This window comes from Pseudomonas mosselii (assembly GCF_003205295.1).
GTDB lineage: Bacteria > Pseudomonadota > Gammaproteobacteria > Pseudomonadales > Pseudomonadaceae > Aquipseudomonas > Aquipseudomonas mosselii_B.
Genome location: NZ_QJRP01000005.1, coordinates 160,218 through 177,375 on the forward strand (window position 1 = coordinate 160,218; position 17,158 = coordinate 177,375).

The following is a 17,158-nucleotide window of genomic DNA, read 5'->3' on the forward strand; positions in this document are numbered from 1 at the left end:
CCGCTACGCGCCCCTTCGCGGGTAAACCCGCTCCCACAGGTATCGCGCAAGGCCAAAGTCATGCACAAACCCTGTGGGAGCGGGTTTACCCGCGAAGGGCCGCGAAGCAGCCCCATCAGTTCAGAACTACAACTTACGGATACTGCTGCACAGTCCCCTGCTGGTCATACTGCTGACCCGGAATCGGCTTCAGGTTGACCTCGACCCGGCGGTTCTGCGCACGGCCATTGGCGTCGGCGTTGCTGGCGATCGGCTGGTCCGGCCCCATGCCACGCACACTCACCCGCGACGAATCCACACCCTGGGAGGTCAGGTAGGTGCTGACCGCCTGGGCACGGCGCTGCGACAGGTCCATGTTGTGCTGGCGACTGCCGGTGCTGTCGGTGAAGCCCACCACCTCGATGGTGTTCTGGTTGAACTGCTTGAACGAGTTGGCCAGGTTGTTCAGCGGCGAGTAGAAGCTTGGGGAGATGTTCGCCGAATCGGTAGCGAAGGTGATGTTGCCCGGCATGATCAGCTTGATCTGGTCGCCCTGGCGCTGCACCTCGACGCCGGTGTTGGCCATCTTGGCTCGCAGCTCGGCTTCCTGCTTGTCGGCGTAGTAGCCGTAGCCGGCGGCGGCGGCACCCACCGCGGCGGCGCCGATCAATGCGCCCTTGCCGCGGTTGTTGTGATCGATGGCGGCACCGGCGATGGCGCCGGCCAGCGCGCCCAGGCCACCGTACTTGGCGGTCTTGCTCATCCCTGTGGAGCCCTGCGCCTGGCCCTGGCTGTCATACGGGTTGGGGCTGGCACAACCGGACATCAGGGCAGCGGCGGTAGCGACGATAATCAGACGACGCATGGTGAACATGGACAAGCTCCTACTGAAATTCAAAAGTGCAGCGGATCGCCTACGGATCTATGCCAGCCTTGGATTGCAGCGCAGCGGAAAAATTCCATGAAACCTCAGGCACGCACGAACGGATTCTCGCGCATTTCGTCGCCGAGGCGGGTGTCCGGGCCATGGCCGGTCACCACGATGGCTTCCTCATCCAGGCGATACAGCCGTTCCTTGATGGAACGAACGATAGCCCGCTGATCGCCACCCCACAAATCGGTGCGCCCGACACCGCGGCGGAACAGCGTGTCGCCGGCGATCAGCAGCTTGTGTTCGGCGAACCAGAAACTCATCGAACCCGGCGTATGCCCCGGGGTGTGCAACGCCACGCCGCAGCCACAGGCCAACTCTTCGTCGTCACTCAGCCAGCGGTCCGGCGACGGCACCGGCGTGTAGGGCATGCCGAACATCTGGCACTGCATTTCCAGGTTTTCCCACAGCGGCTGGTCGGCCTTGTGCAGGTGCAGGGTGGCACCAGTCAGCTCCTTGAGCTTGCCCGAGGCGAGGAAATGGTCGAAGTGGGCATGGGTATGGATGATGCTCACCAGGGTCAGGCCGTGGTGCTGCAGGCGGGCGAGAATCTTCTGCTCGTCCCCGCCCGGATCGACGACGATCGCCTTCTTGCTGAGCGGGTCGCCAATCAGGGTGCAGTTGCACTGCAGCGGACCGACGGGGAAGGTTTCGCGGATGAGGGCTGTCGCAGGATTTACCATGAAGAGATAACCAGTTACTCGAATAGTGTTTGAACGCGGGCCAGCGCATCCTGGACGACAGCTTCGGGAACAGACTCGATACGCTTGGCGTTTCTCGCCTCCAGATCAACGATGCGTATCTGATTGCATAGCATGACGCCTTGCGTCTGCGTACCGGCACCGCTGAGCGTAACAGCGAAACCCGCGTGCCGCGCAAAGTCCCCGCCCTGGGGATCGGAGCGATCACCGCAAGTCCGGAAATATTGAACGTGTTCGGAGTGAGAACCAGCGCTGGTCGCGCTGCGCGCTGTTGCTCCCGACCGACGGTGGGGTCCAGGTTGACCCTGACGATGTCCCCTCTGGCGAACTTGACACGGCTCACATTTCACGTCCAACCGGACGCATGGTATTCCAGGCGGCCATGTCCTCCGGTTCTGGTGCGTTCAGATCACATTGCGCCATCAGTTCTTCAAGCGTGTATTTGGGCTTCGCCCTGACAGGCTTGAGCACCATGCTTTCGCCAGCCGTGTCCAGACTCAGGGTTGACCCCACTTCAAGACGCATCTGCTTGAGGACTGTGGAGGGAATTCGAATGGCGGCGCTATTTCCCCACTGCTGAATCTTGATCTGCATAAGTATCTCCCACGGTAGATACATAGTAGAAACCCTCCCAGCGATAGCAAGTGAAATGTAGAGACCAGATATCTACACTGCCACTCCTCCAGTGCTGGGGAAAGGCCACTTGATGCCAGTGGGAAATGCCTCACTTGACCTTGGGAAGCGATCCCAGTTTGGCGGAAAAGTACAACACCGGCATCAAGGCAGATACAACCGAAACAACCCGCCCCCCAGCGTCCCGCCATTGGCGATCTCGATCCGCCCGCGTACCCCGTTGCGCTCGTGCAGCGCGGCAATTCGCGCAGCGAAGTACAACCCCAGCCCGGTACTACCGCTCTGCGAGTCGATACCCTGCACGTAGTCGTGCTGGCGTTCGAGCATGCGCTGTGGATAACCGGCGCCATCGTCATTGACGCTGATCACCAGTTGCTCGCCCTCTTCCTCGATGCTGATCAACAGGGCGTGGCCGGCGTAGCGGATTGCGTTGGTAAGTACATTGGCCACCACAGAGGCGACCAGCTCGCGGTCGAAGAAGCCCAACGGGCTTTCGGTCTCGATGCGCCAGGTGGCGAGGATGTCGCGGTGCTTGATTACATCTTCCTGGGCCGCCAGCTGGGCCTCGATGAAGTCGTCCAGCTCGTGGTAGTCCGGGCAGATGGGCAGCTGGTTGACCCCCAGCTTGTACAACCCCAGCAACTGCACGAGCATGCCGTTCAGGTGGCTGAGCTCGTGCTCCACCACACCCTGCTCGGTGCCACCGCGCAGCTCTTCGGGCAGGCGCGCCAGCCATTGGCTGTGGGCATGGGTAAGCGCCGAGAGGGAGTTTTTCAGGTCGTGCACGGTAGAGGCGATCACCGTGGAGAAGTCCAGCCCCTGGTTGTCCTGGTTCATGCGCCGAAGACCCGGATGTGCAGTTTGCGGTAGCGGTCATAGCGACTGTCGCTGGCAGGAATGCCGGCCACGCTGGTGAGGCAGTCGCGGCACTCTTGCATCAGGGCCGGCGGTGGCGTTTCGCCGCCGATGCGCAGCAGCGCCTGGGCGGTGTTCAGGGCGATGCTGATGTTCTTCGGCTGCAGCGACAGCGCCTTGCGGAACATGCCCAGCGCCTCGTTGAGCTGGCCGCCCTGGTAGCTGCGCACGCCCTGGCGGTTGAGGTCCACGGCTTCGGTCACCGCCCCCAGCACCAGCGGGTCGTCGGTGAGCTTGGCAACGCTCTGCATGACCTTGGGGTCGTCGCCGTAGGTTTCCACACAACCCTTGAGGATCGAGGTACCCGCCGCGTCCTGGCCAAGTTGCTGCAGTTGCTTGGCCACCGTCAGCGCCGCCTCCACGGAGAAGAACTGATCCATCTTCTCCAGGCGCAGCATGGCCTGCTCGGTGAGCTTGGCGGCGGTTTCCGGATCGCCGGCCTGCTGCAGGCTGGCGGCCTTCATCAACCGCGCCCGCACCTGCAGGCCCTGGTCCTCGACGTTTTCCTTGGCCACCTCGCTGAGCACGGTGTTGATCTCGACCCGGGTACGGGCATCGAGACCGTTGCCACTGTTCTTGTTCATCAACGCCTGGACCAGCCCCAGGTTGCTCTCGGCGTCCTTGTAGCGCGAGCTCTGCCCCTGGTTCACCGCATGGCGATAGGCCTTGGAGGCGCTTTCGAAGTCGGCGTTGTCCAGCGCCAGCTTGCCCAGCGCGGCCTGGCGGCGCACGGCAAGCGGCGACAGGCGCACCGCCTCCTCGAGCATGTGCTGGGCGCGCCGGGTCTCACCTTGGGCCACCAGCACTTCGGCCATGCCATCGTACAGGTTGGGCATGATCGGGAAGGCCTTGAGGGCCTGTTCGTAGACACCCTGGGCCTGGGCATTCTGCCCGCGCTTGTGCAGCAGGCTGCCGAGCGCCGCATAGACCCAGGGCTGCGGGCGGCTGGCGAGGATGTTCTTGAGGAACTTCTCCAGTTCCTCGAAACGGTTGAGGTCGCGCAGGGCATCGGCGCGATAGCGCAGGCAAAGCGGGGCGAAGCGCGGGTCCTTCTTGCACAGCTCGGCACAGGCGGCGAGCACTTCGGCCGGGCGACTGCGGTCGAGGGCCTGGAGGATGGGCTTGAGCAGCGTCTTGCGCTGGGTCAGCTTTTCCAGGCGCTGGGCCAGGCCGACACGGTTGAAGGGTTTGGTCAGGTAGGCGTCGGGCTCGTGCTCGATGGCGCTGAGCACGATGGCCTGGCTGCTTTCGGCAGTGACCATGATGAACACGCATTCATGGCTGATCAGCTTGTCGAGAATCAGGTCCTCGAGCACCTGCTGGCCATTCTTCTTGCCATCACCCAGGTGGAAATCCTGGAGGATGAAGTCATAGCGTTTCTGCCCGCACATGCGCAGCGCCTGTTCGCCACTGTCGGCGGTGTCGACGTCGCGCACGCCCAGCTCGCGCAGCATCGAGCGGGTCGAGGTGCGGAAGTCGGTGAAGTCGTCGACGATCAGAAAGCTTTTTTGCCCGTACTGCAGCATCAACACGACCTGTATTGAAAGAAGTGGAAAGTGGCGCGTGGCGATGCATACCGCCGAGGTCTGTATCGGCAGCGGGTCGGGAAAGATGAGCCCGGAAAGGTGATGCCACAGGATGGCCTTATGCCGCTATCTTAACGGCCAAGCCCGTCCCAGGCCACTAGACCAGCAAGCCAAGGGACTTGGCCCTGGCCACTGCCTGGGTGCGACGCTCCACCCCTAGCTTGCTGTTGATATGACTGGCGTGAGTCTTGACCGTGTGCAGGGAGATGAACAGGCGCTCGCTGATCTGCTGGTTGGAGCAGCCCTGGGCAATCAGCTCCAGCACGGCGAATTCGCGGCCACTCAGGGCCTCCGTGACGCCGGCCCCGGTTGCCAGTGCCTGCGGCAGATGGCTCAACAGATCACCCTGGACCGGGCAGGCCGCCCGCCCCGCCAACTGCTCGCGCAGCCACTGCGGCTGCTCTTCAATCAAGCGTTGGAAGGCCTGCAGTGCACCGCCCTGCGCCGCCTCCAAGGCTTGCGTCAGCAACCTGGCCGCTTCGGCCTCGCGTCCCTCGGCCAACAGCAGGGCGATCAACTGGCACTGCGCGCTGACCACCAGCGTCATGCCACCGCTGGCCTGCCCACGCTCGACCAGCGTGCGCAGTCGCGACTCCGCGTCGCCAGCGCGGGCCAGCACCCGCTCCAGCAAGGCCTGCTGCAACTCGATGTGCAGCGGCAACAATGGATGGAACTCCGGCGCAGCCGCAGGCTGCTCGCCACCGTAGGTCTGCCCCAGGCGCAACAGCCAGGACTCGGCCAGGTCCGTACGGCCCTGGGCCAGCCAGAGCTCGCACTTCACCAGGGTGATCATGGCCAGGTAGAAGATTGGCGGCACATCCCAGATATGCATCAGCCGCTCCGCCTCGGCCAGCTCCGAGAACGCCTCGGCAAAACGCCCTTCGCGACCGTCCAGCGAGGCGATCACGCAATGTCCGATCAACACGCTGATGTCGCGGCAGCTGCGCGCCTCGCTGAGGCCTGCGCGCAAGCGCGCACGGCCTTGGGCACAGTGCAGGCGAGCCGCCAGCAAGTAACCCTCATAGAGTGTGAGGCGCGCGCGCACGGCATACAGGCGCTGACCCGAAAGGCCCTGCAACCTCTGCAATCCCTGGCGCACTTCATCGAGGGCGCGCAACACCTCGCCGCGGGCATGGAGTACCCGCGCCCGATCGTAATGGGCCAAAGCCTCGAACAGCGGGTTGCCGACCCGTTGCGCCAACTCCAGAGCTTCGCGGTTCCAGCCACGCGCCCGCCAGAAATCACCATCGGCGATGGCCAGGTTCGACAGGGTCGACAGGCACACCAGCCGCTGGCCGTAGCGCTTGTTCGGCAGGCTCTGCAGCGCCTCACCACAGTAGGCGAGAGTCCGCTCGCGATCGCCTCGACCACGGGCGATGACCCCGCTCAGGGCCAGCCACTGGGCCAGCATCGACTTCTGCGCCGTGGCCGATGGCGCGGGCAGGAAGCGGCTGAGGTAGGCCGCCAGCTCCTCGGCGGCGTCCAGCTGGCAGGCAAGGCCCAGGGCCCAGCTGTACAGGACGATCAGCCTGGGCGTGCTGATCAACAGGCTGTCGGGCAGGTCCATCTTCCAGCGCAGCAGCATGCCGACATTCTGCTCCGCCAGCAGTTGCTCCTCGGACAGGCTCTGCACCAGGTCCGCTGCCACATCCAGATGCCCGGCGCGCAGGGCCTGCTCCACCGCCTCGTCCAGCAGGCCCTGCCCTTCGAACCAGCGGCAGGCGCGCAGGTGCAGCCCCGCCAGCGGCTCGCTGGCCTGTCGGCTGCGCAGCAGGTCGGAAAACAGATGGTGATAGCGGAACCACAGACCATGCTCGTCGAGCGGCACCAAAAACACCTGGTGGGCCTGCAGGTAGCGCAGGATCTCGGCGCTGTCCTGGCGCTCGCGCAGGGCGTCGCACAGTTCGGCGCAGAAACGCTCCTGGCAGGCGGTGTCGTAGAGGAAGGCCTGCACGGGGGCCGGCAGGATGTCGATCACCTCCTCCAGCAGGTAGTCGCGGATCAGCCCTTCGCCACCATGCAGCGCCTGGGGCAAGGCGTGGTCCTCGCCGGACTCGCTGGCCGCCAGTTGCCAGAAACGCAGTCCCGCCACCCAACCGTCGCTGCGCTGGATCAGGTTGTCCAGGGCCTGGCCGCGCAAACCGGTAGGCTGGCGGCCGATCACGGCCAGCGCTTCATCGGGGGTCAGGCGCAGGTCCTGCTCGTTGAGCTCGACCAATTGGCGCGACAGGCGCAGGCGTGCCAGGTGCCAGTCGGGCCGCTGGCGACTGGTGACCAGCAGGACCAACCCGGCCGGCAGGTGGTTGAGGAAAAATTGCAGGCAACGATCGAGCACCGGCCCCTGGGCCAGGTGATAGTCGTCCAGCACCAGCAGCAAGGGCGTGTCCGGCTGCAGGTAGAGCGCGAGTTCATCGAGCAGGCCGTCGAGCCACTCTTCGAAGGCGAAGGGTTGATGCCGCTGGCGCATCTTCAGAAGCCCCAGGGCCTGGCCGCCAAGTGCCGGGCAGAACTGCTGCAAGCCTTCGAGCAAGCGTTCGAGGAAGCGCCCAGGATCGGCATCGCGCTGGCTCAAGCCGAGCCAGAGGCTGCGCCAGTGGCTGGGCAGCGCCTGGCAGAACTCGATGGCCAACGAACTCTTGCCAAACCCCGCCGGTGCGTTCACCAGCAACAGACGCCCCCCCAGGCCACTTTGCAGTCGCTGGCACAGGCGTGCTCTGGGAACGTGCGCTTCCGGCAACGGCGGCCGGAAGAAACGCCCATCCAGCAGGCCCAAGGCCTGGCTGGCGACTCCGTGGGTACGGGACAGGTCTGTCATGGCCGGCTCGTTCTGATTGGAATAGGGCGGCGTTAGGGTTTGTTGCGAGACTAGCGGCAAACGCTGCGCATTTGAAGATGATGCAGGCGCTTTTCCCTAAAAAGACTACGACAAAAAGAAACAGCAGCGACAGGCAGCCCGACTTCACACCCGTACAAACAGAAACGCCCCGGCATGCCGGGGCGTTCTGGGAGATCAAACGGAGTGGCGACGACTGTCAGCTCAACGCACACCTGCCTGACGCAGGGCTGCCGGCTGGAAGTCGGCCTTGCTGGCGCTGAAGCCGAAGTTGTAGGCGCTCTTCTCTTCGTTCTTCATGCCCAGGGCCAGGTAGCGGCCCGACTGCAGGTCGTAGATGGCCTCCAGGGTGTACCACGGCACCTGCACGTTGTAGTACGGCTGGGCGTGGGCCTCGGAGACGCGCCACAGCTGGTTGCGACCGTCGTACTGGTCGATCACCGCGGCCTGCCAGGTGTCCTCGTCGATGTAGAAGTCACGCTTGGCATAGATGTGGCGCTGACCCGGCTTGAGGGTCGCGACCACGTGCCAGACGCGGCGCAGCTCGTAGCGCGACAGGTCCTGGTTGATGTGCCCGGCCTTGATGATGTCGCTGTACTTGAGCTTTGGATCGTCCAGCTTGTAGGCGTTGGAGGCGATATACATCTCCTTCTTGCCTTCGAGCTTCCAGTCGTAACGGTCCGGCGCGCCGTTGTACATGTCCAGGTTGTCGGAGGTGCGCAGGCCGTCGGCAGCAGTACCCGGACCGTCGTACGACACCTGCGGTGCCTGCCGCACGCGGCGCTGGCCAGCGTTGTAGATCCATGCCTTGCGCGGCTCCTTGACCTGGTCGAGGGTCTCATGGACCAACAGCACGGTCCCGGCCAGGCGCGCCGGAGCGGTCACCTCCTGTTTGAAGTAGAACAGGATGTTGCCCGGGTTGGCCGGATCGTAGTCCTTCATCTTGTCGCGGAACACGAACTGGTCCTGGAAGTACACCAGGCTGTACGAGCCGTTCTGCTGTGGGGTGGCCTGGGTGACCAGGCGGGTCACGCTGCCGCCACGGTAGCGGGTGATATGGTTCCAGATCACCTCCAGGCCATCCTTGGGAATCGGGAACGGGATGGCAGTGCGGAAGTTCTCCAGACCGTTGCCGCCGGCGACCAGGGTGGTCTTGGTGGCGTTTTCCTTGATCGCGGCGAACACATCGTCCGGAACGGTGGAGCCACGGTGGGTCTTGTACACCGGGATCTTGTAGCTGTCCGGATAGCGCTTGAGCATCGCCAGCTGGCCAGGCGAGAGCTTGTCCTTGTACTGGTCGGCGTTCTGCGCGGTGATGGTGAACAGTGGTTTCTCGCTGCCGTAGGGGTCGGACAGGAAGCCCTTGGCGTCGGCGCTACCGGCGCTCTTGGACAGTGGCTCCCAAGGGCCGATCGAGCCATCGGCGTTACCGGCCTTCTCCGCGCCCATCGGGGTCAGTGTGGTGCCCAGCTTGGCCGCTTCGGTGGCGGAAACCGCAGCCATGACGCTGGTTGCCAGCAGGGACATGCCCAGTACACCGGCTTGCAGCAGACGTGTGGTCATTTTCATTCTGTGTCGTCCTGGATCAGGTTTCTTAGAAGTTCACGCCGAAGCTGAGGGCGACGAAGTCGCGGTCATCCACGGTGGTGTACTTGCCATCGAAGAAGTTGGTGTACGACAGGCTCGCCGTGTAGGTGTTCTGGTACTCGGCGTCCAGGCCCAGGCTGATTGCCTTGCGGCCTTCCTCGAAGTTGCCGCCGGGACCCGGGGAGTAACCGTCGACGTCATGGGACCAGGCCACACTCGGGCGCAGGTTCACACCGGCGAAGACGTTGTTGTAGTCCCAGATGGCGCGGACGCGATAACCCCAGGAATCGGAGGTGGTGAAGCCTTCGTTTTCGCAGTAGCGCGACAGGTTGTTCTGCTCGACGCCTGCCAGCGTGGTGGCGTTGAGGCTCTGGCAGCGGCCATTGGGCAGCGGGCCGGGGCCATAGACCGGGTCGCGGCCATAGCGCGCCTTGGAAGTGCTTTCCAGGCCACCGACATGCGTCCAGCCAACTTCACCCACCATGGTCAGACGCTCGGCGCCCATGACCTGGTCGAAGAAGTGGGTGAAGGTGGTCTGCAGCTGGGTGATTTCCTTGCGACGATAGCCTGGCTGGTCGGTGTTCGGCGTGCCTTTCAAGACCGATGCGTTCGGATCGAGTGGCGTCAGGCCGGAATACAGGATGTCGGTGGTGTTCAGTTGCACCGGCGCGTTCGGGCGATAGCTGATCTCGCCGCTCCAGGCCGTGCCGGTTGGCAAGGTGGTGGAGAAGCTCAGGCCGTAGAGGCGGATGTCCTCGGGATACTCCACGTGGTAGCTGGAGTTGCCCGCCACATACAGCGGCATGAGCTGCTGGAGCAACGCAGGGCTGATTGCGCCACCCGGCACGCCAGCCCGCGCCAGCGCGGTGGCCAGGTTGGTCGGGTTGTAGAATCGGGCATCGGCACCGCGACCGCTGAAGATCGGCGCACGGCTGTGGTAGTTCATGAAGTAACCACCGAACTCGGTGTTCAACGGCTCGTACATGTAACGCAAAGCGAGGCCGAACTGACCGCTGTCACGGGCGTCACGGTCAGCCCCGCGGCGCACGATCACACCTTCGTCAGGCGAACCCCAGGAGACACCCTGCGCGGCAAGGGCACGCATGGTCGGCGCGGCAATTGGCCCCAGCCGTCCCGCCACGTTGGCCTGCTTGGCCAGCACCGCCAGGTTGTTGTTGCAGCCGTCGGCGATCACGTCGGGCTGGGAGAAGAAGGTGCCGCAGTTGTCGACGACGGTCTGATCCCACTCGATCTGGTAGAAGCCTTCGGCGGTCAGGTTGTCGGTCAGGCTCTGCGACAGGTAGAACATGTTGACCGGGATCAGGCCTTCCTTGATCTCCGCGCCCGGACGGCGGAACGCCGAGACATCGATGGGGTTGATGGAGTTGATGCCGCCACCGATGAAGGTACTTTCACCCCAGCTCACCACCTGCTTGCCCAGGCGCACGGTGCCCGGCAGGTCGGCGATGCTGTAGTTGTGGTAGACGAAGGCGTCGAGCAGTTCCGCGCCCGAGGACTTGGCGCCTTCCTTGCGGTTGGAGTCGCTGATGTCCTTGAACTCGCGGTTTTCATCCTTGAGTTCGAAGTCGTACCAGTACTTGCCGCGGACGAACACGCCGGTATCGCCGTACTTGAGCTCCAGGTCGTGGATGCCCTTGAAGATCTTCGAGAAGGTCTCGCCTTTCTTGAAGTTCAGGTGGCCATCGTCGGAGGTCTGCGACAGCCCCCTGCCGCCGTTGTTGGCCCCGATGAGGTTCTTGTTGGGGTTGGCAGTCGACCAGCTGGCGCCAACGGAGAGCGAGGAGTCGAACTGGCCTTCGATTTCACCGATGTTGAAGCTGACAGCGAAAGCAGGACTTGCGAGCGTGGAAGCGAGGCTGACGGCCAGGGGCAGTTTCGCCCGGCGCCAGAACGGGTTTGCAGATGTCATCGACGCTACTCCATGTACTTTATTGTTATGGCAGTGAGTCCTTTCAGAAACGGCTCGAGCGCCCGGTGAAGCAGGCTCCTGCCCGTGGCGCCGCGCGTTGCCGCGTGGTGCCCTCCCCCATTCCTGAAAATCCCCTGACCCGACTATAGCCAGCGGTCACAGGTGCTTGATCCCTCTAAAGTGTGATTTGCGCGTCCTGCTTGCGGCCCACCCCGATCGGCCGGCCTGCGCGCTGGCAGTGCTCAAGCATGGCTCAATTCTGCCATTTGACAAGGCGCCATCCTGTCTAGCTTGCGGGGTCGCGCGGAAAAAAGCGCGACCCGCGCCCAGGTTACAGGGTGGAAAGGAAGGCGCTGTTACTGGCCTGCCACTGGCTGATGTCCACGCGGATGCGCTTCTTGTCGAGCTTGCCGACGCTGGTCTTGGGAATTTCAGTAACAAGGGCGATCTGGCTGGGAATCGCCCACTTGTTGATGTGCCCCTGCTCGACGAAAGGCTTGAGGTGCTCCTTGAGCGCGCGCGCATCGATGCTCTGCCCCTCGCGCACCACCAGCAGCGCGAACGGGCGCTCGCCCCATTGCGGATCGGGCACCCCGACCACCGCGACCTCGCGCACCGCCGGGTGACGGCTGACCAGGTCTTCCAGGTCGAGCGAGGAGATCCATTCGCCACCGGTCTTGATCACATCCTTGATGCGGTCGCGGATGTCGATGAATCCCATGCCGTCGAGGGTGGCGACATCGCCGGTGTGCAGCCAGCCACCCTGCCAGAGTTCCTCGCCCTTCTCCGGTTCGCGGAAGTAGCCCATGGTCAGCCAGGGCGCGCGCAGCACCAGTTCGCCCTGGGTTTCGCCATCGGCGGGCAGGAAGTTGCCATTGCCATCGACGATGGCGGCCTCGACCAATGGCACCGGTACGCCGGCCTTGATCCGGTAGCTGGTACGCTCATCCTCGCTGCCGGCCTGCAGCTCGTCGTTCAGGTGCGCGGCACTGATCAGCGGGCAGGTCTCGGACATGCCGTAGGCGGCGGTGAGCTGGATGCCCCGAGTCAACGCCGCCTGGTACAGGGCGCGGTTGAGCGCGCTGCCGCCGATGATGATCTTCCAGCCGCCGAAATCCTGACCGGCCGCCGAGGGGCAGTTGAGCAGCATCTGCAGGATGGTCGGTACGCAGTGGGAGAAGGTGACCTTTTCCTCGCGCCACAGCCTGATCAGCATGTCTGGCTCGTAGCGCCCCGGGTAGACCTGCTTGATGCCCATCATGGTCGCCGCGTAGGGGATGCCCCAGGCGTGCACATGGAACATCGGCGTGATCGGCATGTAGACGTCGTTGCTGCTCAGCAGCCTCACGCTGTCCAGGCTGCCGAGCACCGAGGTTTCGGCCAGGGTGTGCAGCACCAGTTGGCGATGGGTGAAATACACCCCCTTGGGATTGCCGGTGGTGCCGGTGGTGTAGAAGGTAGTAGCTACCGAGTTCTCGTCAAAATCAGGGAAATCGTACTGCGGGCTGGCCGCGGCCAACAGTTGCTCGTACTCGCCCACCAGATTGGGCAGGTCGGCGGTCTTGTCCGGGCCGTCGGTCAGCAGCAGGGTCTTGTCGACCGTGGTCAGTTGCCCGGCGATGGCCTGGTAGAGGCCGATGAAATCACTGTTCACCAGCACGAAACGGTCTTCGGCGTGGTTCATGGTGTAGAGGATCTGCTCGGGTGACAGGCGCACGTTGATGGTGTGCACTACCGCGCCGATCATCGGGATGGCGAACATGCACTCCAGGTAACGGTGGCTGTCCCAGTCCATCACCGCCACGGTGTCACCCGCCTTCACACCGGCCGCGGTCAATACGTTGGCCAGGCGGGCGATGCGTTCGCTCAATTGTGGATAGGAGAGGCGGATCTGGTCACGGTAGACGATCTCGCGGGTCTTCTCGTAGCGGCTGCCGGACATCAGCAGGCGCTTGATGAGCAACGGGTATTCGTAGGCGCCCTCGGCGGGCTTGATGATGCGAGTCTGCAACATGGGTATCCCTTTTCTTCAATTCGGGCAGAACGGTTCAGTCACTCACTGTAGTTCGGTGACGCACCGGTCAAATCAGCCGAAGGAATGATTTGCACCCTCAAGGTATGAGTACGGACGGCACCGTTGACGAATGGCGCCGACGGGCCAGACACTGCGCCGATGCCCTGTCGCCCAACCACCGGAGCCCCTGATGCCCAGCCCACGTCGTGCCGTGTTTCTCGATCACCAGTCACTGGACCTGGGTGACCTCGACCTTTCACCGCTGCAGGCGCAGTTCGATGAACTGCAGCTGTACGCCGCCACTGCTGCCGATCAGGTCGCCGAACGCCTGCAAGGCGCCACGGCGGTAATCAGCAACAAAGTGATGCTCGACGCCGCCACGCTGGCAGCCGCCCCTGACCTCAAGCTGATCCTGGTGGCCGCCACCGGCACCAACAATGTCGACCTGGCCGCCGCCCGTGCCCAGGGCATCACCGTGTGCAACTGCCAGGGCTACGGCACGCCGTCGGTGGCCCAGCACACCCTGGCCCTGCTACTGGCCCTGGCCACGCGCCTGTGCGACTACAACCAGGCGGTGAAGGCCGGACAATGGGCCAAGGCCAGCCAGTTCTGCCTGCTGGACTTCCCCATCGTCGAGCTGGAAGGCAAGACCCTCGGCCTGCTCGGCCATGGCGAGTTGGGTGGCGCGGTGGCGCACCTGGCCGAGGCCTTCGGCATGCGCGTGCTGAGCGGGCAGATTCCCGGGCGGCCGCCCCGGGCCGATCGCCTGCCGCTGGACGACCTGCTGCCACAGGTCGATGCCCTGACCCTGCACTGCCCGCTCAACGAGCAGACCCGGCACATGATCGGCGCCAACGAACTGGCCCTGCTCAAGCCGGGCGCGCTGGTGGTCAACACCGCCCGCGGCGGGCTGATCGACGAACAGGCCCTGGCCGACGCCCTGCGCTGCGGCCACCTGGGTGGCGCCGCCACCGATGTGCTGAGTGTCGAGCCACCGGCCAATGGCAATCCGCTGCTGGCGGCGGACATCCCGCGCCTGATCATCACCCCGCACAGCGCCTGGGGCGCGGTGCAGGCGCGCCAGCGCATCGTCGGCCAGCTGGCCGAGAACGCCCAGGCCTACTTCGCCGGCCAGCCGCGGCGAGTGGTCGGCTGATCCGCCGACGCCTCTGCTACACTGCGCCACTTTTTTCAGGAGGCGTCGTCCATGGACCCGCGCAGTGAAGTGTTGCTCCGCCAGGCAGAGCTGTTCCAAGGCCCGCTGCTGATCGCCGGCGCCCAGGCCAACGGCCTGCTCGGCCAGCTGCCCGGCGCCCATGGCTGGACCTGGCATGCCGGCGACCAGGCGCTGCTCGAGAGCCGTTTCGCCGGACGCAGCCACTATGGTGTCGACGTACCCGAGGTGGACTTCGACGCCGCCGTGCTGTTCCTGCCCAAGTCCCGCGAACTGGCCGCCTACCTGCTTAACGCCCTGGCCTCGCGCCTGGGCGGTCGCCAGCTGTACCTGGTGGGGGAAAAGCGCGGCGGTATCGAAGGCGCGGCCAAGCAACTGCAGGCGTTCGGCAAACCGCGCAAGCTCGACAGCGCCAGGCACTGCCAGCTGTGGCAGGTGACCGTGGACAACGCCCCCGAGGCCAAGCCGCTGGAAAGCCTGGCTGAACGCTTCGAACTGCCGCTGGCCGATGGGCCGCTGCAGGTCATCAGCCTGCCTGGGGTATTCAGCCACGGGCGCCTGGACAAGGGCACCGCGCTACTGCTGGAACACCTCGACGGCCTGCCCGACGGCCATGTCCTGGACTTCGGCTGCGGCGCCGGCGTGCTCGGCGCCACGATCAAGCGCCGTTATCCGCAGAGCCGGGTCACCTTGCTCGATGTCGATGCCTTCGCGGTCGCGGCCAGCCGCCTGACTCTGGCAGCCAACGGCCTGGAAGGCGAAGTCATCAGCGGTGACGGCATCGATGCCGCACCGGCCGATCTTGACCTGATCCTGAGCAATCCGCCGTTCCACACCGGCGTGCACACCGACTACCAAGCCTCAGAAAACCTGTTGAAAAAATCAGGCGAACATCTGCGAAAAGGTGGCGAAATACGGCTGGTCGCCAACAGTTTCCTGCGCTACCAGCCGCTGATCGAAGGCGCCTTGGGCAACTGTGAAATCCGTGCCGAGGCACAAGGCTTTCGCATCTACCGCGCAACACGTGGATAAAAACAGGGCTTGCCGAAAGCGTTTCGCCTAGGCAGAATCCGCTCCGTCCTAGGGGAGTAGTCTCCCGCGAGCGCCCTGCTCGCCCGGCACGCGTCAACACACTTGGCCCACAGGCCATGGCGCGTGCGACCCACGATCTGCGCAGACAGGTCCAGGGTTTGACAAGACCTATGACACGCACACCTTACCCGGGGCGGGAAGGCTGTACGTGTCATAGCCGTGTCGACCCGCCCCCGTAGGAATCCTGATGCTGGAATCGTTGCTCGTCCCCACCGCCATCGTTGCCCTCGCCGAAATCGGCGACAAGACGCAATTGCTTGCGCTCATCCTCGCCGCACGCTTTCGCAAGCCTTGGCCGATCATTGCCGGGATCATCGCCGCGACCCTGGCCAACCATGCTGCCGCCGGTGCCGTGGGTGCCTGGGTCAGCGGTTTCTTCAGCGAGTCGGTGCTGCACTGGATTCTTGCCGCAAGCTTCACCGCCACCGCGCTGTGGACCCTGGTACCGGACAAGATGGACGATGACGAAACCAGCAACGCGCGCCGCTTCGGGCCGTTCGTCACCACGCTGATCGCGTTCTTCCTCGCCGAGATCGGCGACAAGACCCAGGTGGCCACGGTGATGCTGGCCGCCCAGTATCCGCACCTGATCATGGTCATCATCGGCACCACCCTGGGCATGCTGATCGCCAACGTGCCGGTGGTCCTGGCGGGCAACTTCGCGGCGGAGAAACTGCCGCTGACGCTGATCCGTCGCCTGGCGGCGAGCGCGTTCATCGTGCTGGCCATCGTCGCGGTGTATTCGGCGATGAAGACCAGCGGCTGGATTGGCTGATCGCGCAGGGAACATTACCCCTGTGGGGGCGGCGGCGCGCCGCTCCCACGTTTTGCATGAAACCCCGGCGGCTTACTTCTTGGCCGCCTGATACAACGGCATCACCTTCGGAATCGCCGCCTGCAACGAGGCGATCCGGCTGCTCGACGCCGGGTGGGTGCTCATGAACTCAGGCGGCGCGCCTTCGGACGCCTTGCTCATCTTGTTCCACAAGGTGATCGCGGCGTTCGGGTCGTAGCCGGCGCGGGCCGACAGCTCGAGGCCGATCAGGTCGGCTTCGTTCTCGTTGGCCCGGCTGTTGGGCAGGGTCATCGCGTAGTTCACCACCGTGTCGGCCATGGCCATGCTGTCCTGGCCCAGGCCGAAGATTGCGCCGGCACCCTGGCGGGCCATTTCCACGCCATAGGCCTTGGACATCGCTTCACGGCTGTGCTCGCGCAGGGCATGGGCGATCTCGTGGCCCACCACCGCGGCGATCTCGGCGTCGGTCAGCTTGAGCTGATCGATCAGGCCGGTGTAGACGATGATCTTGCCGCCCGGACCGCAGTTGGCGTTGAGCTCGTCGCTCTTGATCACGTTGACTTCCCAATTCCACTGCGCGGCATCCGGCCGGAACTGTGGTGCCTGGGCAATCAGGCGCTTGGCGATGGCCTGTACGCGCTTGGCATCATTGCTGCTCTTGTCCAGCACGCCCTTGCTCGACGCCTCGCCGAGAGTCTGCTGGTAGGACTGGGCGTACATCTGGTTGACCTCATCGGTCGAGAGCATGCTGAACATGTACTGCTGGCGCTGGACGCCCACGGCACCGCCACTGGTGGTATTGACCGCCTGGCAGCCGCCGAGCAGGACGCTGGCCGTCAGCATGCTGACAACGAATGACTTACGCATGAAAACACTCCCTATTTACGTGCCGCGTATCCTAGGCCCTGACGCCCGTGCCTGCCAGAGCCACAGGTAAGATTTCTGACAAGCCCCTCATGCTTTGGTATTAGCCCGCCGATAACCCTC

14 protein-coding genes, 1 pseudogene and 1 riboswitch are annotated in these 17,158 nt (G+C 64.2%); of the genes and pseudogenes, 3 read left to right on the top strand and 12 right to left on the bottom strand.

The genetic code is table 11. The annotated features are described in order from the left end of the window. Positions 1-133 precede the first annotated feature (133 nt). The 11 genes and pseudogenes from DMX06_RS07020 to DMX06_RS07065 all read right to left on the bottom strand — a co-directional run bounded on the left by DMX06_RS07020 (position 134) and on the right by DMX06_RS07065 (position 13,109). Entirely contained in the window at positions 134-853 is a 720-nt protein-coding gene (locus DMX06_RS07020) for an OmpA family protein (RefSeq protein WP_110735849.1), read from the bottom strand. A 95-nt stretch (positions 854-948) separates the two neighbouring features. Beyond that, positions 949-1,593 carry an MBL fold metallo-hydrolase gene (locus tag DMX06_RS07025; protein ID WP_110735850.1) on the bottom strand — a complete coding sequence of 215 codons (645 nt, stop codon included), beginning with the start codon at positions 1,591-1,593 and terminating at the stop codon, positions 949-951. A gap of 14 nt (positions 1,594-1,607) precedes the next feature. Next, on the bottom strand, positions 1,608-1,727 hold the full coding sequence (locus DMX06_RS26745; RefSeq protein ID WP_375538086.1) for a toxin ChpB: 120 nt from the start codon (positions 1,725-1,727) through the stop codon (positions 1,608-1,610). Positions 1,728-1,822: 95 nt separating this feature from the next. Next, positions 1,823-1,954: pseudogene (locus tag DMX06_RS26750) on the bottom strand (type II toxin-antitoxin system PemK/MazF family toxin); the annotation flags it as partial. Continuing rightward, a complete protein-coding gene (locus tag DMX06_RS07035; protein WP_110735851.1) occupies positions 1,951-2,229 on the bottom strand; it encodes an AbrB/MazE/SpoVT family DNA-binding domain-containing protein in 279 nt (92 codons plus the stop codon). The pseudogene DMX06_RS26750 and the gene DMX06_RS07035, both read right to left, overlap by 4 nt. Before the next feature lie 159 nt (positions 2,230-2,388). After that, on the bottom strand, positions 2,389-3,081 hold the full coding sequence (locus DMX06_RS07040) for a sensor histidine kinase (protein ID WP_023631285.1): 693 nt from the start codon (positions 3,079-3,081) through the stop codon (positions 2,389-2,391). Further along, positions 3,078-4,685, bottom strand: coding sequence for a response regulator (locus DMX06_RS07045; RefSeq protein ID WP_110735852.1), 1,608 nt, complete (start codon positions 4,683-4,685; stop codon positions 3,078-3,080). Before DMX06_RS07045 ends, DMX06_RS07040 begins: the two co-directional genes overlap by 4 nt. 157 nt (positions 4,686-4,842) lie before the next feature. After that, positions 4,843-7,560, bottom strand: coding sequence for a LuxR C-terminal-related transcriptional regulator (locus tag DMX06_RS07050; RefSeq protein WP_110735853.1), 2,718 nt, complete (start codon positions 7,558-7,560; stop codon positions 4,843-4,845). A gap of 222 nt (positions 7,561-7,782) precedes the next feature. Continuing rightward, entirely contained in the window at positions 7,783-9,147 is a 1,365-nt protein-coding gene (locus DMX06_RS07055; RefSeq protein WP_110735854.1) for a DUF1329 domain-containing protein, read from the bottom strand. Between the two features lie 25 nt (positions 9,148-9,172). Beyond that, a complete protein-coding gene (locus tag DMX06_RS07060) occupies positions 9,173-11,095 on the bottom strand; it encodes a DUF1302 domain-containing protein (RefSeq protein ID WP_110735855.1) in 1,923 nt (640 codons plus the stop codon). 331 nt (positions 11,096-11,426) lie between these two features. Further along, a complete protein-coding gene (locus tag DMX06_RS07065; protein ID WP_110735856.1) occupies positions 11,427-13,109 on the bottom strand; it encodes a fatty acid--CoA ligase in 1,683 nt (560 codons plus the stop codon). 190 nt (positions 13,110-13,299) lie between these two features. Here DMX06_RS07065 and DMX06_RS07070 point away from each other — a divergent pair, with 190 nt between their 5' ends. The 3 genes from DMX06_RS07070 (at position 13,300) to DMX06_RS07080 (ending at position 16,150) form a co-directional block, all read left to right on the top strand. Further along, positions 13,300-14,265 carry a 2-hydroxyacid dehydrogenase gene (locus DMX06_RS07070; protein ID WP_110735857.1) on the top strand — a complete coding sequence of 322 codons (966 nt, stop codon included), beginning with the start codon at positions 13,300-13,302 and terminating at the stop codon, positions 14,263-14,265. 51 nt (positions 14,266-14,316) lie between these two features. Next, positions 14,317-15,315, top strand: coding sequence for a class I SAM-dependent methyltransferase (locus DMX06_RS07075; protein ID WP_110735858.1), 999 nt, complete (start codon positions 14,317-14,319; stop codon positions 15,313-15,315). Positions 15,316-15,353: 38 nt separating this feature from the next. Next, a riboswitch (yybP-ykoY riboswitch) is annotated at positions 15,354-15,475 on the top strand. Between the two features lie 90 nt (positions 15,476-15,565). Further along, positions 15,566-16,150: a TMEM165/GDT1 family protein gene (locus DMX06_RS07080; RefSeq protein WP_181427796.1), complete on the top strand. Its 585-nt coding sequence runs from the start codon at positions 15,566-15,568 to the stop codon at positions 16,148-16,150. 72 nt (positions 16,151-16,222) lie between these two features. Here the strand turns inward: DMX06_RS07080 and DMX06_RS07085 are convergent, their stop codons facing one another. Next, positions 16,223-17,038 carry a M48 family metallopeptidase gene (locus DMX06_RS07085; protein ID WP_110735860.1) on the bottom strand — a complete coding sequence of 272 codons (816 nt, stop codon included), beginning with the start codon at positions 17,036-17,038 and terminating at the stop codon, positions 16,223-16,225. Positions 17,039-17,158 lie beyond the last annotated feature (120 nt).